This is a genomic window from Nonlabens tegetincola (assembly GCF_002954355.1).
GTDB lineage: Bacteria > Bacteroidota > Bacteroidia > Flavobacteriales > Flavobacteriaceae > Nonlabens > Nonlabens tegetincola.
In genome coordinates this window covers 76,787-100,542 of the sequence record NZ_MQVV01000017.1, presented here as the reverse complement: position 1 = coordinate 100,542, position 23,756 = coordinate 76,787, and the positions used below count along the sequence as shown (strand labels likewise).

20 protein-coding genes are annotated in these 23,756 nt (G+C 34.7%); 7 read left to right on the top strand and 13 right to left on the bottom strand.

All coding sequences use genetic code 11. The features are described 5' to 3' along the window. The first annotated feature begins 81 nt into the window (after positions 1 to 81). Positions 82 to 1,545 carry a magnesium chelatase gene (locus BST93_RS12030; protein ID WP_105019357.1) on the top strand — a complete coding sequence of 488 codons (1,464 nt, stop codon included), beginning with the start codon at positions 82 to 84 and terminating at the stop codon, positions 1,543 to 1,545. Here the strand turns inward: BST93_RS12030 and BST93_RS12025 are convergent. Further along, positions 1,540 to 2,283 (bottom strand): thioredoxin family protein, encoded by a 744-nt coding sequence (locus BST93_RS12025; RefSeq protein ID WP_258150539.1) that lies wholly within the window; start codon positions 2,281 to 2,283, stop codon positions 1,540 to 1,542. The two genes, BST93_RS12030 and BST93_RS12025, sit on opposite strands and share 6 nt — an antisense overlap. Continuing rightward, positions 2,283 to 3,023 carry a thioredoxin family protein gene (locus BST93_RS12020; protein WP_052510302.1) on the bottom strand — a complete coding sequence of 247 codons (741 nt, stop codon included), beginning with the start codon at positions 3,021 to 3,023 and terminating at the stop codon, positions 2,283 to 2,285. The genes BST93_RS12025 and BST93_RS12020 overlap by 1 nt, the downstream gene beginning before the upstream one ends. 169 nt (positions 3,024 to 3,192) lie before the next feature. On the opposite strand from BST93_RS12020, the gene mazG reads away from it, so the two are divergent. Further along, positions 3,193 to 3,966, top strand: coding sequence for a nucleoside triphosphate pyrophosphohydrolase (mazG, locus tag BST93_RS12015; protein WP_042277923.1), 774 nt, complete (start codon positions 3,193 to 3,195; stop codon positions 3,964 to 3,966). 95 nt (positions 3,967 to 4,061) lie between these two features. On the opposite strand, the gene BST93_RS12010 is transcribed toward mazG, so the two are convergent. From BST93_RS12010 to BST93_RS11995, 4 genes are all read right to left on the bottom strand, one after another. Further along, the gene (locus tag BST93_RS12010) at positions 4,062 to 5,858 is read right to left on the bottom strand and encodes a ribonucleoside-diphosphate reductase subunit alpha (RefSeq protein WP_042277924.1); all 1,797 of its coding nucleotides are present in this window, start codon (positions 5,856 to 5,858) and stop codon (positions 4,062 to 4,064) included. A gap of 2 nt (positions 5,859 to 5,860) precedes the next feature. Then, on the bottom strand, positions 5,861 to 7,135 hold the full coding sequence (locus BST93_RS12005; RefSeq protein ID WP_105019356.1) for a ribonucleotide-diphosphate reductase subunit beta: 1,275 nt from the start codon (positions 7,133 to 7,135) through the stop codon (positions 5,861 to 5,863). A 494-nt stretch (positions 7,136 to 7,629) separates the two neighbouring features. Beyond that, on the bottom strand, positions 7,630 to 8,595 hold the full coding sequence (locus tag BST93_RS12000; protein ID WP_105019355.1) for a sodium-dependent bicarbonate transport family permease: 966 nt from the start codon (positions 8,593 to 8,595) through the stop codon (positions 7,630 to 7,632). A 21-nt stretch (positions 8,596 to 8,616) separates the two neighbouring features. Then, positions 8,617 to 8,895 carry a hypothetical protein gene (locus BST93_RS11995; protein WP_258150538.1) on the bottom strand — a complete coding sequence of 93 codons (279 nt, stop codon included), beginning with the start codon at positions 8,893 to 8,895 and terminating at the stop codon, positions 8,617 to 8,619. Positions 8,896 to 9,267: 372 nt separating this feature from the next. Here BST93_RS11995 and BST93_RS11985 point away from each other — a divergent pair, with 372 nt between their 5' ends. After that, entirely contained in the window at positions 9,268 to 10,185 is a 918-nt protein-coding gene (locus BST93_RS11985) for a LysR family transcriptional regulator (RefSeq protein WP_105019352.1), read from the top strand. Here the strand turns inward: BST93_RS11985 and hemN are convergent. Then, positions 10,182 to 11,540: an oxygen-independent coproporphyrinogen III oxidase gene (hemN, locus tag BST93_RS11980; RefSeq protein WP_105019351.1), complete on the bottom strand. Its 1,359-nt coding sequence runs from the start codon at positions 11,538 to 11,540 to the stop codon at positions 10,182 to 10,184. The genes BST93_RS11985 and hemN overlap by 4 nt on opposite strands. Before the next feature lie 2 nt (positions 11,541 to 11,542). Further along, on the bottom strand, positions 11,543 to 11,830 hold the full coding sequence (locus BST93_RS11975) for a hypothetical protein (RefSeq protein WP_105019350.1): 288 nt from the start codon (positions 11,828 to 11,830) through the stop codon (positions 11,543 to 11,545). 158 nt (positions 11,831 to 11,988) lie between these two features. Here BST93_RS11975 and BST93_RS11970 point away from each other — a divergent pair, with 158 nt between their 5' ends. Continuing rightward, complete coding sequence (locus BST93_RS11970) at positions 11,989 to 13,152, top strand: BamA/TamA family outer membrane protein (protein WP_105019349.1); 1,164 nt, start codon at positions 11,989 to 11,991, stop codon at positions 13,150 to 13,152. Between the two features lie 6 nt (positions 13,153 to 13,158). Here BST93_RS11970 and BST93_RS11965 read toward each other — a convergent pair whose 3' ends face one another. Continuing rightward, on the bottom strand, positions 13,159 to 13,509 hold the full coding sequence (locus tag BST93_RS11965) for a DUF6686 family protein (RefSeq protein WP_105019348.1): 351 nt from the start codon (positions 13,507 to 13,509) through the stop codon (positions 13,159 to 13,161). A gap of 192 nt (positions 13,510 to 13,701) precedes the next feature. Here BST93_RS11965 and BST93_RS11960 point away from each other — a divergent pair, with 192 nt between their 5' ends. Then, positions 13,702 to 13,950, top strand: coding sequence for a hypothetical protein (locus BST93_RS11960; protein WP_042277939.1), 249 nt, complete (start codon positions 13,702 to 13,704; stop codon positions 13,948 to 13,950). A gap of 40 nt (positions 13,951 to 13,990) precedes the next feature. On the opposite strand, the gene BST93_RS11955 is transcribed toward BST93_RS11960, so the two are convergent. From BST93_RS11955 to BST93_RS11940, 4 genes are read right to left on the bottom strand one after another with little or no spacing between them, the layout of a single operon-like run. Continuing rightward, positions 13,991 to 16,198: a PepSY domain-containing protein gene (locus BST93_RS11955; protein WP_105019347.1), complete on the bottom strand. Its 2,208-nt coding sequence runs from the start codon at positions 16,196 to 16,198 to the stop codon at positions 13,991 to 13,993. Positions 16,199 to 16,202: 4 nt separating this feature from the next. Continuing rightward, on the bottom strand, positions 16,203 to 16,667 hold the full coding sequence (locus BST93_RS11950) for a DUF2271 domain-containing protein (RefSeq protein WP_258150552.1): 465 nt from the start codon (positions 16,665 to 16,667) through the stop codon (positions 16,203 to 16,205). A gap of 25 nt (positions 16,668 to 16,692) precedes the next feature. Beyond that, positions 16,693 to 18,186 carry an ankyrin repeat domain-containing protein gene (locus BST93_RS11945; RefSeq protein WP_105019345.1) on the bottom strand — a complete coding sequence of 498 codons (1,494 nt, stop codon included), beginning with the start codon at positions 18,184 to 18,186 and terminating at the stop codon, positions 16,693 to 16,695. Continuing rightward, positions 18,186 to 19,094, bottom strand: a complete 909-nt coding sequence (locus BST93_RS11940; RefSeq protein WP_105019344.1) for a DUF6607 family protein — start codon at positions 19,092 to 19,094, stop codon at positions 18,186 to 18,188. The genes BST93_RS11945 and BST93_RS11940 overlap by 1 nt, the downstream gene beginning before the upstream one ends. A 106-nt stretch (positions 19,095 to 19,200) precedes the next feature. Between BST93_RS11940 and BST93_RS11935 the strand changes: the two genes are divergently transcribed. Both BST93_RS11935 and BST93_RS11930 read left to right on the top strand, forming a co-directional pair. Next, positions 19,201 to 21,336: a TonB-dependent receptor plug domain-containing protein gene (locus BST93_RS11935; protein WP_105019343.1), complete on the top strand. Its 2,136-nt coding sequence runs from the start codon at positions 19,201 to 19,203 to the stop codon at positions 21,334 to 21,336. 3 nt (positions 21,337 to 21,339) lie between these two features. Continuing rightward, on the top strand, positions 21,340 to 22,434 hold the full coding sequence (locus tag BST93_RS11930) for an HmuY family protein (RefSeq protein ID WP_105019342.1): 1,095 nt from the start codon (positions 21,340 to 21,342) through the stop codon (positions 22,432 to 22,434). Positions 22,435 to 23,756 lie beyond the last annotated feature (1,322 nt).

Sequence of the window (23,756 nt, the reverse complement as noted above, 5' to 3'; positions counted from 1 at the left end):
AACTCAAAGTATCGTTAAAACAGCGGTGTCTTCTTTTTTAATGCATTTATGCGCTGTATTTTCACTACTCAAAGTAATGTCATGAATATTCAAAGTATTAAAACACTGGGTCAATTAAAGGAAGCTGGATGGAAATCAAAATCCATAAAGGATGAGCTGCGTGATAACTTGATTGATAACATTAAAAATGATGTAGTCACTTTTAAAGGAATTCATGGATATGAAAATACTGTGATTCCAGAACTAGAGCGTGCCATCCTATCTAAGCATAATATTAATTTACTAGGTTTAAGAGGACAGGCCAAAACTAGGCTCGCAAGGCTCATGACTCAGCTTTTAGATGAATACATTCCTTTTATAGGTGGCAGTGAAATACATGATGATCCTTTAAATCCGCTTTCGCGAAAAGCGAAACAACTTATAGAAGAACATGGCGATAACACGCCTATTGAATGGTTACATAGAGATGAAAGGTTCTATGAAAAATTAGCCACTCCAGATGTTACTGTTGCCGATTTGATAGGAGATATCGATCCTATAAAAGCAGCTAATCTCAAGTTAAGTTATGCAGATGATAGGGTGATTCATTATGGTATGATACCACGAGCAAATCGCTGCATATTTGTAATTAATGAGTTACCTGATTTACAGGCGCGCATTCAAGTTGCCTTATTTAATATTCTTCAAGAAGGAGATATTCAAATTCGTGGTTTTAAATTAAGGCTACAACTAGATATGCAATTTGTATTTACTGCAAATCCAGAAGATTATACCAATCGTGGTAGCATTGTAACACCTCTTAAAGACCGTATAGGCTCACAAATACTTACTCATTATCCAAAATCTATTGAGATTGCCAAAATCATTACCCAACAAGAAGCTAGTAATGACGATCGTCTAAAAAATCACATTCACGTACCTGAACTTGCCAAAGATTTGTTAGAACAAATAAGTTTTACAGCACGAGAAAGTGAATACGTAGATGAAAAAAGTGGCGTGAGTGCTCGTATGAGTATCACCGCATATGAAAACCTATTAAGTACTGCCGAACGTAGGTCGCTTATTAGTGGCGAAAAAACAACCACTATACGATATAGCGACTTTTTAGGTGTCATACCATCCATCACGGGTAAAATAGAGTTGGTTTATGAAGGAGAACAAGAAGGAGCTGCATTTGTAGCGCAAGAATTAATTGCTCAGGCTACAAAAACACTTTTTCCAATATATTTTCCTGAAATTAAAAAGCTTACCAAAGCTGATGAGCAGACCCCATACGATACTCTTGTGCAATGGTTTTTTGACAATAACGGGATTGAATTACTTGATGAGTTGTCCAATGAGGAATATGAGCATTTGTTGAATGAAGTTACTCCACTAGAAGATTTAATAAACGAGTATCAACCCGATGTAGTTAGCGAGGAAAAATTCTTTTTAAAAGAATTTTTACTTTGGTCTTTGGTGGAATTTGATAAACTAAGCAAGCACCGATTTAAAGAAGGATACCAAATCAACGATTTGTACAGCAGTTATTTAAAGGGATTATAATCGTTCTAGTAAACCTTCTAGAATTCCAGTAAATTCATCCCTTTTACGAGCTAGTTTAAGTCCTTGGTCAATTACCAATTTTGCTTCTTTTTTGCGGTTTAAACGTAACAGCAAAAAGGCTTTTGTCTCTAGAGCACTTACCGTTTCTTCTAGTTCAATACTGCGATTTATCATGACGAGAGCAGCTTGTACATCCTGTAAATGAGACGATTCACTAGTATAGTTCCATGCAGTGGCATTAAGTTGCGCCGCATCATACCATACTTTATCAATGCTTTCATAAGATAATTCTTTTGAAAGCCCTTCCTTGATAGAAAATTTACTGGGTTTACCGCGATAGGGTAAAAGATCACCGGTTACAGTCATTGCATCATGTCTTAGAATTAACTGGATAAGTCGTGCTCTTTTCAAAGTACCGGTTGTTTGACCTAGTTTTCGTCCGTTTTTAATGAAATAATAAGTAGGTATACTAGTTACGTGTAAAATATCATCGGCGGTGTTATTATCTGTGTCTAGATAGTAAATGTCAACGTCCACTTCTTTTTTAATACTGTTTATTATAGGTTTCATGTATTGACATGGTCCACACCAGGTAGCGGTAAAAAAAAGAACTACCACGCGATCGTTCTCCTGCATTACAGTTTCATCCATGGTTGCATCTGTAACATAGGTTTGAGCTTGTGCCGGCAACATCCAGCACATGAATATTAGGATGAGTAATGCTATGCGGTTGAACATTAAGCTAGTTTTTTAAGTAGACTTTCAATAGCCTCTACTTTTTGATCGCCTGCCACCTTTTGAGCCATTTTAAGTGCTTTTTTGGCCTTTTTTGATTCGCCTAATTTGTACAGGATATAAGCTTTTGTCACAGTATTCACTAGGGAAGGTTCTATCTCTATGCTGCGTTCTGCTAGCATCAGGCCGTAACGCAAGTCTGCTTTATTGTTCAGGTTCAGAAATATAGATTCACTCAGCTTATTTAAATTATCTACACTGTTCCATACTTTTTGAGCGGTTTTTACCGTCAATTTCTTATGATCACCAGCAACTATTTCTATTGAACTAGGTACAGGCAGGTAGTCCAGTTTTTCTCCCGTTGCCTCACTATTTTTAAACTTGTTTATTTCTTTCAAAAGGTGACTTTTGGAACGACCACCTATTAATTCGCCCATTTTTACACCATTTTTTATAAAATATATAGTAGGCACGCTGTGAATGTTGAGAACATCATTGGTCACGTTGTGATCAATATCCAGATAATATACCGTAATATCCAGATCATTATCCTCATTTAACTCTTTAAAAATAGGTTTCATCATTTTACAAGGACCGCACCATGCCGCGGTAAAGGATACGACTTTAAGTTGCCCATCGCTTTTCATCGCAGTAGTTTCAAACGTATCATCTGTTATATAATCCTGTGCTTGTATGGTCCCACCTAGTGAAATAAAAAGTAAGAGGAAAAGTATTCTGTTCATTGTTCTTGTTTGTGAGTAAAGCTAACTAATTTTATGCCATAATTATTGTGAGTAGATGGACTGAAAAAGTTCAGTAGTATTTTTGAGAGTACGCTTTCGCGAAAGCGTAATTAAACCAACTATTCACACGGATAAAAGTAAGTTCCTTTTATCACAAAAGTATCAATTTATGACTACACGCCAGGAAAAATTAGAAGCTCTTGATAGATTGCTTACCATTATGGATGAACTGCGAGAAGGCTGTCCATGGGATCGTAAACAAACATTGCAATCACTACGTCATTTGACCATTGAAGAAGTCTATGAGCTGGGAGATGCTATTCTAGATGATGATCGAGAAGAAATTCCTAAGGAACTGGGTGATTTATTATTGCACATTGTTTTTTATTCCAAGATAGGTAGTGAGACTGGTGAGTTTGATATTGCTAGTGTTGCTCATGGAATTTGCGATAAGTTGGTTTCTAGGCATCCACATATTTACGGAGATGTAAAAGTGGAAAACGAGGCCGAGGTAAAGGCAAATTGGGAAGCTCTTAAACTTAAAGAAGGTAAAAAGAGTGTGTTAGAAGGTGTTCCTAATTCTTTACCAGCTCTAGTAAAAAGTGCACGTATACAAGAAAAAGTGGCTGGTGTAGGATTTGACTGGGAACGACCAGAACAGGTAAAAGAAAAGTTACAAGAAGAACTGGCAGAGCTAGAAGTTGAGGTCCTAGCAGGAGATAAGGATAAAATTGAAGCCGAACTAGGAGACGTGCTCTTCTCACTTGTAAATTATGCCAAACATTTAGGTGTAAATCCAGAAAATGCACTAGAGCGAACTAATAAAAAATTCATCAAACGCTTTTCTTATCTGGAAAAAAAAGCAGGTGAGGCTGGTAAACAACTACATGATATGTCGCTGGACGAGATGGATGTGTATTGGAACGAGGCTAAAGAGTTGTAAGTGGGGAATTACGATTTGATTGTCCTTAAAAATTAGAGGAATTAAAAAAGCCATCTTGAAAAAGATGGCTTTTTTTATTAATTACAAGTAATTACTTAAGCTTCACATGTAGTACATTCTTTTTGTTGTTTGAATTTTTGTGCAGCATTCATACTGTGCTGGTAATACAGTGACTTAAGGCCTAATTTCCATGCATTAATATGAATTTTATTAATCTCTTTAATAGGCATATCTGGATGAACGATTAAGTTAACCGACTGACCTTGATCAATATGATTTTGACGGTTTGCAGCTTGATAAACGATATCGTTTTGATCTAATTCAGGGTAAGTTCTAAAAACATCTTTTTCTTCTTCTGTTAAGAAATCCAAATGCTGTACAGATCCATCATGATCGCGAATATCTCTCCACACTTCTTTATTATTCATTCCTTTTTCCTCTAAAAGCTCTACAAGGAATGGGTTTTTGATGGTGGTTTTAATCTTTGCAATATCTTTTACATAAATATTTGACCAAATAGGTTCAATTCCTTGAGATACCTGACCCAAAATAAAGGCACTAGATGTAGTAGGCGCTACTGCATTAAGTGTAGCATTTCTACGGCCATAACCTTTAAGAACTTCAGGTTCTCCAAATTTTTTGGCTAGTTCCTCACTTGCTTTGTAAGAACGATCTTTTATTTCTCTAAAAATTTCACTGTTCAAATTGAATGCTTCTTGACTTCCAAACGATAAACGTTTTGATTGTAAAAGTGAGTGCCATCCTAATGCTCCTAAACCTAAAGAGCGATTTGTTTTTGCAAAATTGTAGGCGCGCTCCATAAATAAGAACGTTTGACGATCATCTCTATTTTCAGAATCTCTATACGCTTCTAATTTTTCAACAAATTCAGTGATAATAGCATCTAGGAAGTAGATCATGGTTTCTACCGCATCAGTATCTTTCCAATCATCATAGTGCAATAAATTAACGCTTGACAGTACACAAACGAACGACCAGTCGTCATTTGAAGGTAGCATTATTTCTGTACATAAATTGCTGGCATAAATAGGAAGGTCTTTGTCTTGGTAAACATCAGCAGCACCTTTATTAGCATTATCTGTAAAGAAAATGTATGGATAACCCATCTCACCACGACGTTGAAGAACTTTGGCCCAAATGGCTCTTTTTTCAGTGTCACCACCAATCATTTCTTCCATCCAGTCGTTAGTCACAGTTACACCGTGAGTAAGACTTTGAATTGGGTTTCCTTCAGTACCTATTTCTAGAAACTCCATGATGTCTGGATGTTCTACAGGTAGGTAAGGAGAGAATCGGCCACGACGCACTGATCCTTGACTTACTACATCGACCATTGACTCAAACAATTGCATAATGTGTACAGCACCAGAAGCTTCTCCATTATTTTTTACAGCCGCACCACGATGACGTATTTTACCAAAATAACCTGATGTACCACCACCTAATTTTGACATCATACCAACTTCTGACTGCGTATATAAGATGTTACCCATATCATCATCGATATGAGATCCAAAACAACTTATAGGAAGACCGCGACGTTTACCAAAGTTTGACCAAACTGGAGAGGCTAATGAATAGAAACCTCTAGACATGTAGTCATAAAACTTATCTGAAAAACCTGGCATGCCTAGGATTTTTTCAGCATGATCTGCGATTTCTCTAATACGTTGTTCAGGAGTTACTCCTTGGGTTAAATATCCTGATTCAAGAAACCTACGACTGTAATCGTTTAACCAGTAAAACGGCTCTTGTCGTTTTTCCTTACTTTTCTGTAGGGTTTCTTTACGTGCTTTTAGTAATTGTTCTGCAGCAGATGGTGCTGCTTGTTGCTCTTGAACCTTTTGTTCTTGCTTGTTTTCTTGAATCATAATTAAAATAAGTCGTCGCTGGTTATACTTTGTTTTCTTTTTGTGTAGTTAATAGATCTTTTTACAAAAAAGTCTACGTGCTTGGTGGCAATGATTTCTTCATCAAACCATTCTGTTTGACCGAGAAGTTCTTCATCTACTTCAAAGATGGCCTCATTACCAATGCTGATTAGGGAACGATTGAAACGGTTTTTGATAAACTCGTTTACAACCGCTTTAGGAAGGAAGTCAAGTTCACCTGCTTCGAAGATCCAATCTACAATAGCTTTTTCTGCCTCGTAGGCTTCTCTACAGATGTTTTGAATTTTTTCGGTGTAGGATTCATTGAACCACTCTGGACGCTCGTCTTGGAAAATTTTAATTAGATCGATACCAAAGTCACCGTGTATTTGCTCTTCTTTAGATGTAGCCTCAACCACATTTGAAATTCCTTTAAGCATGTTTTTATGCTTGTTAAAGGCCATGATGATCAAGAATTGAGAGAAAAGGGAAACATGTTCAATGAAAATAGAGAACAGAAGAATAGATTCTGCATATTCTTTATCGCTTTCACTTTTTGAATTACGTAAAGCGTTTTCCAAATACTGAACACGCTTCATAATTACAGGATTTTTCTTAAGCTTTTTAAACTCTTCATTTAATCCTAGAATTTCAAGTAGGTGTGAGTAGGCATCTGCATGACGTACTTCACTTTCAGCAAATGTGGATCCTACTGATCCTATTTCTGGTTTAGGCATGCGATGGTATATATCGCCCCAGAAACTTTTAACCGCAACTTCGATTTGAGAAATAGCGAGCATCGTATTCTTGATGGCACTACGTTCTACATCAGTTAGTCTAGATTTGAAATCTTGAATATCGCTTGTGAAGTTGTATTCGGTATGTATCCAGTAAGAGTGTCTAATTGCAGGAACGTATTCATATAATTGTGGATACTCGTATGGTTTTAGGTTCACTCGTTTTTCAAAGATATTGGAACGACGTCCCATAGCTCTTTTTTCACGGTATATGATATAAGCTTTAGCTATATCATGAAAACCATTTTCCATCAAGGCCGTTTCAACATAATCTTGAATCTGCTCTACGGTAGGAATAAAACTAGCATCTTTATCCTTAATGGTACTTAATTTCTTGTAAACGGTAAGCGCCACATTTTGTGCGTCTTTTTCTTCACCATTTCCTTGCGCGTTCATTGCTTTTAAAACTGCCAATGTTACTTTATCCAGTTCAAAAGGAACAACGCTAAAATCTCTCTTTCTAATCGATGCTATTTCCATGCCCTATTTCTTCTTTAAATTAACGTTAAGTAAAATTGCGTATAAATTATTGGTGTAACTAGAAGGAGCAATTGAGGTTGTTCACAATGTTTTCAACAATGGCTTAAAGTACTGTAAAACAGTTTTTTATATTAAATTTACTAGCTTGTTAAGCTAAGTTGTTGATAGTCTGTTCAAAGGTTTAACAAACCTTTATTTTGCAAAGGCTTAGCCAAATTTCAAATGTTATAAAACTCTTAAAATCTACTTTTTTATTTTTTGTTGATGGTTCACTTTTTTTCAAAATTTAACAATTACAAAGGACCGAAAACGTCAAAATTTAAAGTTGGCACTTTCAAAATGAAATGACATACGATGAGAGAATTTCTATAGAGTAGAAAAATCAATTTTTTAAATGATCTAAGTTTAAAAATGAACTTCTCCATACCACATGCGTGAAATAAAAAAGGAACCCATCTTTGAGTTCCTTTTTATAATTCTAGTTAACCATTCAACTATAAAGATTGTATCACATACATATATAATGGCATGCCCAAAGTGATATTGAAGGGAAAGGTTATCGCTAGCGCCATAGGTAAGTATAAACTGGGGTTGGCTTTAGGTGCTGCTATACGCATGGCCGCAGGAACTGCAATATAACTTGCACTCGCTGCCAGTATGGCTATTAAAAATCTATCGCCTGGTTCTGAAAGTACAAATTGTGAAACCCAAGCGATAAAGATTCCATTTATAATTGGAATTATTAGAGCAAATCCTAAGGCAAACCAACCTTTCTTAATTAATGCACCAATTTTTTTACCGCTTTCAATACCCATATCTAATAAGAATACAGCAAGAAATCCTTTAAAGATATCTGTGGTAAAAGGTTTGATATCGGCTGCCTGTGCGTCGTTGGCTAATATTCCGATGACTAAACTACCCAGAATCATTAAAACGCTACCATTAGTTACCGCATGCTTAACTATCTTGCTCGTATCCTTATCTTTTTTATTTTTCTTCTTACTACATATCCTCATTAAAAGGACACCTACTATAATAGAAGGAGCTTCCATCAAGGCCATTACTGCCACCATGTGTCCGCCAAATTCTATTCCTTCCATTTCTAGGAAACTTATTGCAGTTACAAAGGTGACAGCACTTACTGATCCATAGGCTGCAGCAATTGCTCCAGCGTTTTCTAGGCTAAACCGAATTCTTAATATGAAAAAAGTGTAGACGGGTACCAGTGCAGCCAGAGCAATACCCATGATTAAAGCCCATAAAATATCGTTTGTAATAGGGCTGTGAGAAAGTTCTTGTCCACCTTTAAAGCCTATGGCTAATAGAAGGTATAGTGAAATGAATTTTGAAGAGGTTCGCGGAATTTCTAGGTCGCTTTTAATTTGTGAAGCAATAAGACCTAGAATAAAAAATAATAAGGCAGGATTTGTTAGGTTATCTGCCAGTAAATGTAAATCCATAAGTGTTTAGTAATCTTAGAATTAATTTAGAACCTCAATTTCTATAGTTCCTTTAATGCGTAACTTTTTGCCGCTTTGTTTAATCTCTTTGTAAAATTCTCGGTAAGATTGACGTTCTTCATTTAGTTGTGCCACGCGGTCATCATCATAACTTGTATCTTCATAAAGATTACCTTCAGCTATCGAAAGTCTATGTAGTTTATGGAAATTAATTTTTTCTTTGATTAACGCATTAATGATATCCAAAGATTCTTGCGGTGTAAAAGTCCCTTCTACGAGATTGACTTTGTGGTTAATCATTACAGACATATTACTTGTTTTTAGAGTTAATAAATTTTAATGAAATGAGTAAGAAAATAATACCGCTAGAAAATAGTAAGGGTTTAAAGTGATAGGTATTATTCCAATAACTGTATACAACAGCAACGAGTAAAATTGTTAAAAAGCTAGAAACCGATAAAACTTGTAATCCTTTACTTATTTTTGTCTTATCAATTTGAATGCTAATAAGTTGCGCGGTTGTTTTCAACCGGATTAACTTTCTCTTTGAATTATGATTGGAATACAGGTTTTGTGTTCTTGCCATAACATGCTCTCATTTACGGTGCAAAGGTTGAACATCATTTGCATATATTTTTATTTATATTTTTATCTTTACCATAAAACAAGTTTATGCATTACACCTTACATCAATTACAAATTTTTATAGAGATTGTTAAGCATAGAAGTATCACAAGGGCATCTGAAAGTCTTTTTTTAACCCAGCCAGCAGTATCCATACAGCTTAAAAAATTTCAAGAGCAGTTTCCCTTACCCTTAACTGAGGTAGTTGGTAGACAGCTTTATGTAACTGATTTTGGTGAAGAAATAGCTCGCACAGCGATCAATATTCTTGAACAAATCAAGGAAATGGAGCACAAGGTTCAACGCTTTCAAGGAAAATTGGCTGGTACTTTAAAAATCTCTGTAGTCTCTACCGGTAAGTATTTAATGCCTTATTTCTTATCAGGTTTTATAGATGAACATCCACAAATTGAGTTTAAAATGGATGTGACTAACAAACAAAGAGTAATAAAAGATTTGGAGGAGAATCTAGTAGATTTTGCTCTTGTTTCTGTATTGCCAGAGCATTTATCGCTTAAAACCTTTTCTATATTTAAAAATGAACTTTTCTTAGTAGGGAACAAAAAAAGAATAAATAAATTAAAGGAAGGTGAAGATATTTTCATGAGTCAACCACTGTTATACAGAGAATCGGGTAGTGCTACTCGCAATGCGATGGAAGATTTTTTAAAAGCAAATGAATATCCAATTACAAAGAGAATTGAATTAACTTCAAACGAGGCACTTAAACAAGCTGTAATAGCTGGACTGGGTTTTTCAATTATGCCCAAAATCGGAATCAAAAATGCTCTTGAAATGGGATTGATCGAGACCGTTGATTATCCAGGCTTACCTATAGAAACAAAGTGGAACTTAGTATGGCTAAAAAACAAAACGCTTACACCAGTGGCGCAAGCGTATATTGATTACTTATCTGATAATAAAAGTAAGATTATCGACGAGCATTTTAAATGGGTAGTAAGTTAAACCGTCATAGAAAATAACTGTGTATCAGGTTTTTTTCTCTTAAGTCTTAAATCAAACGGTAGGCATATATTTCGAACAAAGGGTTTACCTTTTTCAGTAATAATAACACCGTTTTTATCCAGAATAACTAGTCCGTCGGCTTCCAATTCTTTAAGAGCTATAAGAACATCTGGAACTTCATCAAAATAATCTGAGTTTGAAGTCCAGTTAGTAGAAAATTGACACATTAAATTCAAAATATGCCTTCTTATAATCATATCTTCTTCGGTAAGGATATGACCTCTAAAAACAGGTAGTATACCTAGGTCTACTGCTTGCTTGTAGTCCTCTATGTTTTTATAATTTTGTGCAAATCCTGACCAGCTATCACTTATTGAGGAAACACCTAGACCTATCATTAAATCTGTTTTGGAACTGTTATAACCCATGAAATTACGATGTAGTTTACCGTTATGGATAGCAGCGGCAAGAGTATCATCGGGCAGTGCATAATGATCCATGCCGACCTCTACATATCCTGCTTGTGTCAATAAGAGTTTTCCCGTTTCATACTGCGCTCTTTTAATCGTAGGATGTGGTAAATCCTCGTCCTTAAAACCACGTTGTCCATTACCTTTAATCCATGGCACGTGTGCATAACTATAAAAAGCAATGCGATCTGGTTTAAGTTCTATCGTTTTTTCAATTGTCGATATTACATCTTCTAAGGTTTGAAAAGGTAAACCGTAAATGATATCGTGTCCTGCACTACTATAACCTATGTCCCTAGCCATTTGAGTAGCTTGTTGAACGTTTTCAAAAGGTTGAACTCTATTTATAGCTTTTTGAACCTTGAGATTGTAATCTTGAACACCGTAACACACTCTAGAAAAACCTAAATCATGTAGAACTTTTAAGTGTTCGTATGTGGTATTGTTAGGATGTCCTTCAAAACTGAACTCTACGTTATCATCCCGATATGCATTTTTGAAAATGCCGTCTATAAGTTGTTTTAGATTCTGTGGTGAGAAAAATGTTGGAGTTCCACCACCCAAATGAATTTGTTTGATTCTAGGTTTTTGCTCCATTAAATCTAAATACAAATCAAATTCCTTTAAAACACTTTCAATATAAGGTGTTTCGACCTTATGATTTTTAGTAATTCTTTTGTTACATCCACAAAAAGTACACATGCTTTCGCAAAAAGGTAGGTGTATGTATAATGAGATGCCTGTATTTATTCCGCTTTCGCGAAAGCTTACTTTAACAGATTCCTTCCAGGACTCAACGTCAAAAGTAGTATCATCCCAATAGGGAACTGTAGGGTAACTGGTATAACGAGGACCAGCTACGTTATACTTTCTAACTAAATCCATTTCTAGAACAATAGATTAATTGCCGTAATGAGGAAGCAAATGATTAAACTTGCTATAAGTGCCTTTAATACACGTTCTGGTTTTTGAACTGTTAGAATAGAAGCGTTTACGATATTACAAATCGTTACCACAAGAAATATTTGAATCATTTGTGGGATACCACTACCATTATTGAAAATGGACAATACCGCAAATCCTCCCAAACAGGTTGATGCTATAATAGCTAGTGCAGCATACATCATGAAGTGATTTTCCCAGTCGGTTTTTATATTGTTATACAAAGTGCTCATACCTATAAATTTTAAATTTGATACAAATCTAGAACCGACTACAAGCCATAAAGGATGACTTTTGTCACCCTAAAGAGTGATAAAGTTTTCCTAATTAGTAAAACACTGATACTTTTATTATTACGCCTGTTTTATTTTGGGCGTTTAAATAGCATGTATTGAAATATTTCTACCTATCCGTAATACTGATAATCCTAAGTTGTTCTTCTCTTAACGCTCAAGAAAAAAAGGGAACTATTGAAGATCTTAAAGAGTTTTTTACTTTTTACCCGAATCGTAAAGCTGTAGAAAAAGATAGTAGTTTATACCTACAAAAGTTTATCGCCGCACCGGTGATAAGTTATTCTCCAGAGACCAGTTTTGCTTTTGGAACAGGAGCAAAATATTTATTCAAATTTAATGGTAGTGGCGAGGAAACTAGAACCTCAAACATGCCGATCACCTTACAGTATACGTTAAACAACCAGTTCTTTTTGTATTCAGGATTTGAAGTTTTTACCAATCAGGAAAAATGGGTGATTGAAGGAAATTTGTTGTTCCAGAATTACCCTAGGCTTTATTACGGTATGGGAAACAATTCACCTGAAAGTAATGAAGAACAGTATAATTATTATCAGTTTTTATTTGAGCCTATATTTCTCAAGCAAACCTCACTAAGGTATTTATTTCTAGGAGCTGGTGTAAGGTATAATGTAATCTATGATGTTGAAATAGAACCGGGAAAACTCATTGATCAAACTAGACCTAGTGGTAATGATGGTTCAACATCGGCTGGTGTAGAAGCTGCATTATTATACGATAGCCGTAGTAATATATTAAATGCTCAAGACGGATGGTATTTGGAATTTACACATGGTAAATATTTTGAAGCAGTAGGTGGTACTCATAAGTTCAATCTTACTCGTTTTGATTTAAGACATTATATAGATGTATCACCAAATAACCTTGACATTCTTGCAATACAAACAATAGGTAGATTCACGCGAGGAGATATTCCTTTTTCAGAATTTTCCTTTTTTGGTAGTAGTGAAATTATGAGAGGTTACCGTGAAGGTAGGTACGTGGACCGCGATTTACTAGCTGGTCAAATAGAGTACCGTAAAAACTTTAAAGATAGTAGGATAGGGCTAGTGGCTTTTGTAGGTGCCGGAGATGTCTATAATAATATATCTGATTTTCAGTTTGACAGCTTAAAATTTAATTATGGTGCTGGACTAAGATTTATGCTAGATAAATCAGAAAATTTAAATCTAAGATTTGACTACGGTCGTGGACAAAATGGAGCTAGTAGCTTTTACTTAAGTATTGCTGAAGCTTTTTAAGTATCCTTAATTCAAATGAAGCGGATAATCAATATCTAATAAGGATAAGAATTCATCTTTTTTAGTAACTCCATTTACCAAAGCCTTGAGCTTTGTAAATTCTTCACCATTAAAAACAAGCGTAAGATTCTTTTGTTTAGTGTGAATTGGAATGCGACGTTTTTTATTTTTCATCATCTCAGAGTTATTCCAAAACGACATGGGAATGTCATTGATATAATTTTGAAATGTTTCAAACTCATCCACAGTGAACTTAAAAATGAAATTAGAAAAAACAAGCGAATAACAATCACAACCATTGCAATAGTTAAGTTCACCAAATTGATTTTTTGTAATTAATTGAAGTTCGTGATTCATGAAAAATAATTAATCGGTTATAAACCCTTTATTTACAGTGCAAATATAATCTATTTTTAATTATTCTAAATAAAATTAGAGTGTTAAAGTTCATTTATCTTTATTTATTCTAAATGCATATTATTGGTAATTAACAACTTATTGAATATTCTTCTTGTAAAGTGTTATATCTTTAAATAAAAATCAAAGATTATGGCAATTAGATTAGGAAATACTTGTGGAAATTGTTCAAACTTGAACGCAGATAATACATGTAAAATTCATGAAGTGGCAGTGAGCAGCAGTTACACTTGTAACAGTTTTGATATGCGTGCCGATCTTAATAATGAACACGATTGCGCACAATGTGCTAGATTCAAGTCATCTTCTTGTCCTCATCCAGAAAAGGCAAGTGCCGGAATGATGTGTGAGGCTTGGGCACCAGAAAAAGTTACTGCTTAATAGGCTTCCAACTTACTGAATATTATCCTTACGGACTGTATTAATAACAGTCGGTAAGGATTTTTTGATTTTTATACAGTTGTTCTAGTTGGATCTTAGGATTCTCTTTGTTCCATAATTCTAATAAGTCTAGAACTTCGTTTTGCATGGATAAAGATCCGCAGATCATGATGACTGCGCCTTGTTGCAAATCAGTAGTTATTTCTTCTTTGTGTTCAGCCACTTTATGTTGTACATATTCTACAACCTCATTTTCTCTAGAATATGAAATATGATAATTAGATACTTGTTGCTTTTTATGAGCATCTTCTAAATATTCTCCATAAATGGAAAGACTCTCTATGTTTTTTCCACCCCAATATAAATCTATAGGTATGTTCGTTTTATTTTCATCCAGCATTCCTAGAAAAGGTGCTATTCCAGTACCATTTGCTACCATGATAATTTTTGGAGCATCTTTAGGAAAATGAAAGCTGGTATTTGTTTTAATTGTGGCCATGATATCATCGTTTTTATGGCAGTTTGCTAGATAAGTGGAACACAGTCCGTGCTCGTGCTTTCTAACACTTAAGACTATTTTGTTTTGTATACGAGCTATCGAGTACTGCCGTGCCTTTGCTTTTTCACTTGCATAAACCTCTAACAAGTCTCCAGATTGATAATCATTATAACTAGTAGGTTGTAAGCTTATGATAAAGGTTTCATCCTTATTTAATGGGCTGCGATGAGTTACCTTAAATTTTTGTTTCTCAATATTGCTTTTAGGAAACTGGTCAACCTTTAGTTCCATAGGAAAACCCGATTTTTGCTGCCATAACTGCAGCCACTGCTTACAAGTTTCTTCCGGTTGGTGTTCTTCGTCTACCTCAGTGAACGGCAAGTATGGTTTCATATTCTCATCTTTTACTAGACGATGATAAACTTGTTTTCCAAACTCATTGTATTTTGGATAGATAGAAGAACCAAATCCTACTACAGACACAAATAATGATCTAGGTTGATCAATTTTTTCTAGTCTATCAAAAAACTTCCTAGCATTAGTAGGCGCATCGCCATCACCATAGGTTGCTGTAAAAATGATGAGGTGTAAGGCACGCTCGTATTGCTGGTAATGATTAAGATCACTCAGGGATACTTTTTTACCTGTCCTTAAGAGTTGTTGTGTGAACGCTTTCGCGAAAGCGTAAGTACTGCCACTTTCAGACCCAACTAAAACAATATATTCACTATCCTGTGCGCTTGAAAGTTCTAGCTTGTAATTTTTCTTAGGCCTACGTTTCCAATAAATGACACATCCTGAAATAATAAAATACAGTATTCCTATACAGGATATTCCTAAGATCACAGACCACAGCGGCGATGCGCTCCCAGTATGGAAAATGGTACTGTAATAAGAAACAAGTGCTGTAAAAGGATTTTCTACCTGATCGATGACTTCACCCGTGTGTTGTGCGACCAGAACACTTTTTTCCTTTAAATAAATTTCATAATAATCTATGGGATCACTTGAAAAAGGAAAGTTTACTTCTTTAACCTGATCTAGGGTCGTGGTCTTAAAAAAGTCTTGATTTTCAATTGTTTGTAATGGTAACTCCTCATCGGGAGATAAACTCCAATCTAAAGATTGATTCTCAACAGGAATCAAATCAAACTGTTCCAGTGAAAGATAGACACCAGTGATAGCAATAATAAGAATAGGTATCAAAAGCCAACGACTAAGTATTACGTGGTATTTTTTATGGAATTCCTTATCCTTTATCGAGGAAAACCATTTACTAAATCCGCCCTGGCGCTGTGCTAATAAAAATATACCAGATACGATTATTAAGACTAATAAAAAGGTGGAAACACCTATAAAACCTCTTCCTATTGATTTAAGGAATAGGGATCTATGTAAGTTTGTGAACCAATTGTAAATACTAGGTCGCGTTATTTCATCTCCCAGAAACATGCCTGTTTTGGGATTTATGTAGCCGGTAACGCTTGTACCTTCTTTAGTTACAACATCGGCAAGTACAAGACCTTGCGAGGTTGTAGAAAGTGTAATAAGCTCGTCGTATTCTTGTTGTAATTTATGAATAGTTTGTCCTAGGCTTATTTCACTTAAATCGATTTTATCTGGTTGTTTTAAGTCATAAAAAATCGGTTCAGTTGAAAGTACTAAACCTGTAATCGCAGCTACTACCAAAAAAAGGGAGGAAATAGCTGCGAGTACAAGGTGACTGTATCTATATATAGATGTAATCACTTATTTATTTTTGAGGCATTAATCTCACGTATCTAATCCAACCTGTACCGTCAACTTTTGATTTGAGATTACTATCAGTTAAATCTAGTTCCAAATCTACCTCATTGTAATCTTGATCCTCTACAGCAGTTTCAAAACGTAGTTTGTGATTAGAATTTATGTATTGTGTAGGTATTTCAAGCACACTAATGGAACGCTCACCGCCAGCGATAGTCTCACCAGATATAGCGTCGATATCTGGTCTATGCTTACCGTAGAATTTCCACCATGAGTCAATCTCGCTATACCATTCTGGATCCTTTCCATGAACATAAATCGTTTCTTTATATTCTCCTTCTTTATCGGTTACAGATACTACTATGTAGGCACCTTCACCAGTATAATTTTTCATTTGAATCATACATTTTACGGACGTTTTTGAAACGGTAGAAGCAGTAAAAGATAGACAAATCAAGGCAACAAGGGCCATGTATAATATTCTCATCATTTTTTAATTAGGGTTTTAGAAAATCTAGATTAGCATTTTCTTTCATTAATAACTCGTTTTCTAGAGCTAGGTCATAAACTGTTTCATCAAATGCAGTAGTAATTTGGGTACTTGCACCTTGATCGATTAAGAATTTTAATAACTCAGGATTCTTAGTTTGCATGGCAGCGAGATGAAGCGCCGTCATACCATCCTTATCAAGATCGTTTATCTTTTCTTTGGAAACAATACTAATAAAATTTAATAGTTTCAAGTTATCTTTTTTAACAGCTTCATGCCAGATGGTTGTTTGTTTTGAAATAGGAGCACTAAGTTCAATTCCGGCATCTGTAAGAAACTTCCATTTTTTGATGAAGTCATCGTGTCTAGAGCTGTTATAACTTTGAATTAGATGGTAAACCATGGATTGTCCTTCCTTGTCTACTACAAGAGCGTTAGCCTTGTTTTTAAGAAGTAAGTCAACTACACTTGCGCGATTGTAACGCACAGCATGAGTTAATGCGTTATATCCATTCTCATCTATTGTATTAATATCTTTTATTTTGTCTAATAGATAATCTATAACAGTGTTATCGTTACTACGTGCAGCATTCATGAACGGCGTGATACCTTCTTTATTGGCTTGATTAATATCTACATTTTTATCTATGAAAAAATCAAATAATTTTAAATCTTTATTTCTTCCTGATAAATAATGCAGGGCATTTACTCCGTCATTATTTACAACATTAGGATCAATACCCAATTGTTCTAAATATTGATAGTCCTCTAGAGAATTTGAGTTTCCTCGTGTACCTCTTGCTGCAAATAAGAAGGCATTTCCACCATTCTCATTTTTGCTTTTATAGTCTATCCCTTTTTCAACTAAAAGATTAAGAAAATCAGGATTAACCTTTTTACTAGCATAGTTAAATATGTTGTTCCCATCATAATCGGTTGCGTTAAGGTCAAATCCTTTGCTTATTAAGTAGGATAGGAGCTTCTCATCTTTTAAAGATGGAGCAATTAGAAGAAGAGCGTTGGCACCTTGTTTGTTAACTTGTTTAGGGCTACCACCGTTTTCAAATATAAAATCATACAAAGCCGTGTCTTGCTGTCCAGCATTTGCTGTGAAATTAAGATAGGTATAACCATGACTGTCAATCACATCTGTATTGGCTCCATTGCTCATTAAGTATTCTAGGACTTGTAGATTCCCTTTATAACCAGCCCAAAAGATATAGGTTCTTCCGTCGTGTGTAAGTTTGTTTACATCATTTCCTTCTAACGACAATAAATGAAAGATCACATCATTATCAGCACCCGAGTTAATCGCGTATACAACAGCATCAAAGGCATTTTGATTCAATTGAGTTGCGTCGTTTCCGGCCGCGATGTCTTGTTTTACTTGTTCTAGACTAGGTTTTGAATTCCAGTAAGATCTTTCCAAAAATACATTGTTTTGGGCTATTGAAAACGAGCTTACAACAACGCCTAGGATTAAGTTTAAAATTCCTTTCATTATTTAGGGTTTGAGATTATGAATGATTCAATAATAGGATCAATTTGATCTTTAGTTTTAATTTCTTCATCAAACAAATGCTTGAAAAGCAATTTATTATCTACTTTTTCATGTAAACGTAAATCCGTATTGCGGTTGTAAACTTCGTCCCATTTAGAACGTACGGTACTCCATTTGTCGTTATTATCTTTCCACCATTGAGCCGCCGCTGCACAACGACTATCGTCTACTCTTTTGTAGGTGTTATAACCTTTTTCGGCTGCTAGTACTTGATCCTCTTGTCCTTCTTTACGTATGATCTTTAAGTTGTCTTGATCATGTACCCATCCATAATCCGTAATTTCGTGACGATTACCTCTCATAGTTACGTTGTAATCGCTACGAGTAGTATATTCTCTGCGAGGTAATGGAGCACTAGTGGTATTTTCCCAATAGCTTTTACCATCAACATGCACCCAGGTTCCTGTACCTTCATATCTAGGACTATCATCAACTTGATATACCTTTTGAGTCCATTGACCCTTTACGTCCTTTTTGTCTAATTGAATGAAATCCCATTTGTTGTCGGCGTTGTATTCATATAAATCTGTATTCTCATACAGCCAATCTTGCCTCCAATGTTTCACGATATACGGATTTGAAGGATCTCCTACTTGAAGTAAGTGTTGAATTTGGATTTTGTCTTTTTCATCAGTAACCAATTGAGCCCATTCTAGTCCTTTATCAACTTTGGTTTTTGAGGGCTTATATAGTGAATCTTGGGAATAATTAAAGGTTTCCGCAAAGTTAAAAGTGACTTCAAAACAGCCACACATTTGTTTAATGGCATAAGCATCATCATTCCTTTTACTAGGAGCAGTTGCTGCAATAGAAATTAATAGAACACCAAGTATTAAAACTTTTTTCATGATTAGTACAAATTTTTTGTTGCTGCAAAAATAGTTGTTTTTATTGATTCTAAATAAAAATAAAATATATATATTTGCGCCTTATTAAGAATCATTCTAATTAATAATGAAGTTTAAGTTTAATGTTTTATTGGTTTTAATTCTCGCTTTCGCGAAAGCGAACTCACAACAAACAGTTGTTATTGATACAACTGAGGTAGAGTCGCTAGAAGAGATTGTGGTGACCGGACAGTATAATCCACAATCAATTAAAAAATCGGTTTACAACGTGCGAGTCATTAAAGCAGAACAAATCAAACAAATAGCTGCTGTTAATGTAGCGGATTTGCTCAATTTTAATCTAAATCTTAATGTAACACCTAGTGCTTCAACAGGTAGGAGTACAGTAAGTTTTTTTGGATTAGATGCTCGTTATTTTAATGTTCTCATTGATAATGTTCCCATAGTGAGTGATAATGGTGTAGGAAGCAACATTGATCTCACGCAAATTAATCTAGACGATGTTGAACGTATAGAAATTGTTGAGGGATCTATGGGAGTTCAATATGGTGCTAATGCCGTATCGGGTGTTTTAAATATTATCACCAAAAAATCTGATAAAAACAAATGGAGAATTAATCTCTCCTTGCAAGAAGAAACGGTAAGCGACGAGTACGCATGGTTTGATGAAGGTAGGCATGTACAAGGTGCTACAATTTCACACAACATTAATGATAATTGGTATGCGAGTGTAGGAGTAACCAGAAACGATTTTGCTGGTTTTTTTAATAATAAGAAAGGGCGTGATTATTTTGAGAATGATGGTTTGCGAGGTTACGAGTGGTTACCTAAGGAACAAATTACCTCAAACGCATTGTTAGGCTATAATAATAGAAAGCACAAGTTTTTCTATAAGTTTGAGTACTTTGACGAGACTATCAACTTCTTTAATTCTACAGTAAGAAGTAATTTTAATAGCCAGAATTCAACCATTAATCCATCTGCTACTGATAGGATTTATAAAACTTCAAGAATATTCAATCACCTTAATGGCTCTGGTACATTTGATTCTGGTTTAAGGTATAGTGTTTCATTATCCTATCAAGAACAAAAAAGAAGATTGAATGAATTTAACTATTTCATTCTTACCCGAGAACGAACTGCAGAAATAGATGAAGTTAACCAATCTGGGAAATTTTTCTATTCAAAAGGTACATTAGGGAATCTTTTCAAAACGGATCGTTTTAATGCTCAGGTAGGTTATGAAATAACTTTACAAAAAGGTTTTGATAGGGAAGCTGCAGGAGAAAACATCTTAAATCCTAAAACTAGAAACATCAATGATTTTGCTGGGTTCATCTCTTCTGAAATAGGTTTAAGTGATAAGTTAACTGTACGTCCTGGTATACGTTTCATTTATAACTCTCAATTTGATAACAAGGCGGTTTATGAATTAACAGCAAGACAGTTGTTTGAAAAAGGGTTTGAATTAAGAGCCAATGTAGGCACATCGTATAGGGTTCCTGATTTTACTGAGCTTTATTATTACTTTGTTGATGCTAACCATGATGTTCAAGGTAACGAGAATTTAAAACCGGAAGAAGGTTTAACTACTTTCCTAAGTTTAAAAAAGAAAACTTGGTTTGATAATTCTTTGATTAGATTAGAAAATAGTGTAAAACTAACTTACATTGATTTATCTGATCGCATTGAACTATCCATTGTAAATACGAATCCTTTACAGTACCGATATGTGAATATAGATAGTTATCGTTTTATAGGATTAACTAATACTAATTCACTTAAATTAAAGAACTGGAGTACCTCTTTAAATGCAACTGTTTTTGGTATATCTAGAGAGCTAGCAAGTGAAGATAATGCTAGTGACGACTACTTGTATCAATTCCAATTGAATGCCAGTCTTAATTATCGTTACCCTAAGTGGGATACGGTTTTCTCGCTACTTGTAAATTATAACGGAAGACAGCAAGATTTTAGGGTTACAGGTTCAGACAGTGACGGTAATTCAACTTTTTCCAAGATTGAAACAGATGCTTATTCATGGTTAGATGCATCGATAAGAAAATCCTTTTTAAGTGATCAATTAGAGGCTACAGTAGGAGCGCGTAATTTATTTGATATTACTCGTGTAAATACTAATTATACCTCTAGTGGCGGTGCACACAACACAGCAACAAATTCTATTTTACTGGGTTACGGACGATCTTTTTATTTAAAACTTTTATATAAACTTAATTTTTAAAACATGAAAAATAATCTATTAACAGCTTTAACTATTATAAGCATTCTACTATTAGGTAGTTGTAGTGAAGACGATGAGCCTATGGGACCAATCGTAGTGACCGTAGATGGCGCTACAGTTTCTCCAAATGTAGGTGGTCCTAATATGCCCAACCAGGTCTTTTTTGATTTGAGTACCAATATCGCAACCGAGGTTAACCGAACCTCGTGGGATTTAGGATTTAGTTCTATGCAAGATAGGGTTATCATAAATGGGTCTATCCTCATGATGGCCGCTCGCTTATCTACTAACGATATGACTGCAGTAAACTCAACCAATCCTGAAGTGCAACAATTACAACCACAGGCAGAAGTAGGTAATTTCAATCCAGCGAATATGGAGTTTATCGATGCACCAGATGGGAATATATCAGGAACCGCTATAGATGCAGTCTCTTCAGTAGATTCAAACAACAACGTTTATCTAATCAATCTAGGCTATGAAGTAGGTGTAGATCAACCTAATTCTGGTTCATCAAACTACAAAGGAGATGCTAGAGGTTGGAAGAAGATTAGAATCTTAAAAGTCGGTGAGAATTATTTATTGCAATATGCTAACCTTGACGATACTACCTTTCAAACAACTACCATTAATAAAAACCCTTCCTTCCACTATACTTTTTTCAGTTTTAATACAGAATCAGTAGTGAGTGTTGAGCCACAAAAAGAAGAATGGGATTTGTGCTATACCGTATTTACAAACGAGGCTGTTTTTGGTGGACAAAGTTATGGAGCCTATGCCTATGCAGACTTTATAACCAATAACATCAAGTCGAGTGCGCGAGCTTATATGATTGATGAAGCTGAGGAAGGTATCACCTACGAGGACTTTAGTTTATTAGATGTTGTGGATAGCAATTTTGAAAATGACCAAAGAAGTATAGGTAGTACATGGAGAAACGGCGGTGGTCCTAGCGCTTCACCATCACTTATAGAAGATATTTTCTATGTTATTCACGATGCCAATGGAAACTACTACAAACTCCAATTTCTTGCACTTACAAGTCCTAGTAATGAAAGAGGATATCCTCAATTTGCTTACAAGTTATTGGAAGAATAATTTTCTTTTTTCATTTAGAATCTTTAAATATTGAATTAGCTCAGTGTTTATTTTTTTAGGTAGAGCCTGTCCAGTAAATGGATGGGCTTTTTTTCACTGTAAGCAGTATGGTTATGAGATCTTAATATTAGTGATTGAGTTTGCTAGCTTAATTAATTCAAAACAAAAAAACCACGACTGCTGTCGTGGTTTATCGTTTTTTTTGTAGGCATTAAGGGACAAAATCCGAACTTTTTAAACCAAGATATTGAGCTAATCTAATCTTATTCATCGCGATAATTCTCTGTATTAAACGATCATTCTAAGATCCAAGAACCACAAACAAACACGGTCAAATCTTCGGTCTTTCATAAAAATGAAGCAATAGTTACTTAAACTTAGACCTCTTTAATTTTTCAAAACGCACTCACGATATCAAATCTCGTAATATAAAACAGGAGCCATTAAAGCTTTTCGAACTTATTTTAATAAAAAAATTATTTTGCTGACTTACTATGAAGTACAACTCGAGTGATTAAAGACTTTTGATTCAAATACTTCTCAATCTTTCCATAAAGATTTACTTTGAAGTAGAATAATAAGTAAAAGAAGAATGGTTATTAAAATAGGTAGATAAAGTATCCTCTCAGTCCAAAATAAAGCAAATATTGATAACACTAAATATGCGAAAACTAAAATCCGTTTTAACCAAGTTATACGTTTATTAAAGGTTTTTAAAATCTTCTTGTAGCGACTTTTATAAACAAATATTGTCCAGTTAATTAATACCAAAACGAATGCTCCAATCGAAAATTCCTTATTTGAAATACTAGCAAAATCGACATCATTATATATTAAAATTGTCATGATATTTACTAGTTGTATAGCTGAAATCACAAAAATGGTACCCCATTCTGGAATTGACTTGTTTGTTTTGTTAAGCTGTAAGTAAATAATACAGAAAACATAATCGTACAACTTCATTGCTTATTTTTTTACTTATCGAGAGGTTCCATTATTATTTCGGCTATAACCATCCCATGGTTTTATTTCTTCGATTAAGTCAAATGATTTAAACTATTGCTTTCTAAAATCTTTGTCGCTTTAATTTTTGTCTAAATAATTGATTTTCTTAACTGTTATAAAGAATAGTCCCAGCCTTTATTATTACTCCTATTTCTGGTTGAGCGACAGAAATTGTAAAAATAAATGTTTCTGTAAAGGCTGTTTCAATTTTCTGATGTCTCTGACTGGCATTTGCAGTAAATACATCGTTATAGCTTAAACCAAGATTAAAACATCAAAAATAATTCTAATAACTCAAAGCCTGAAATTGTTAAGAA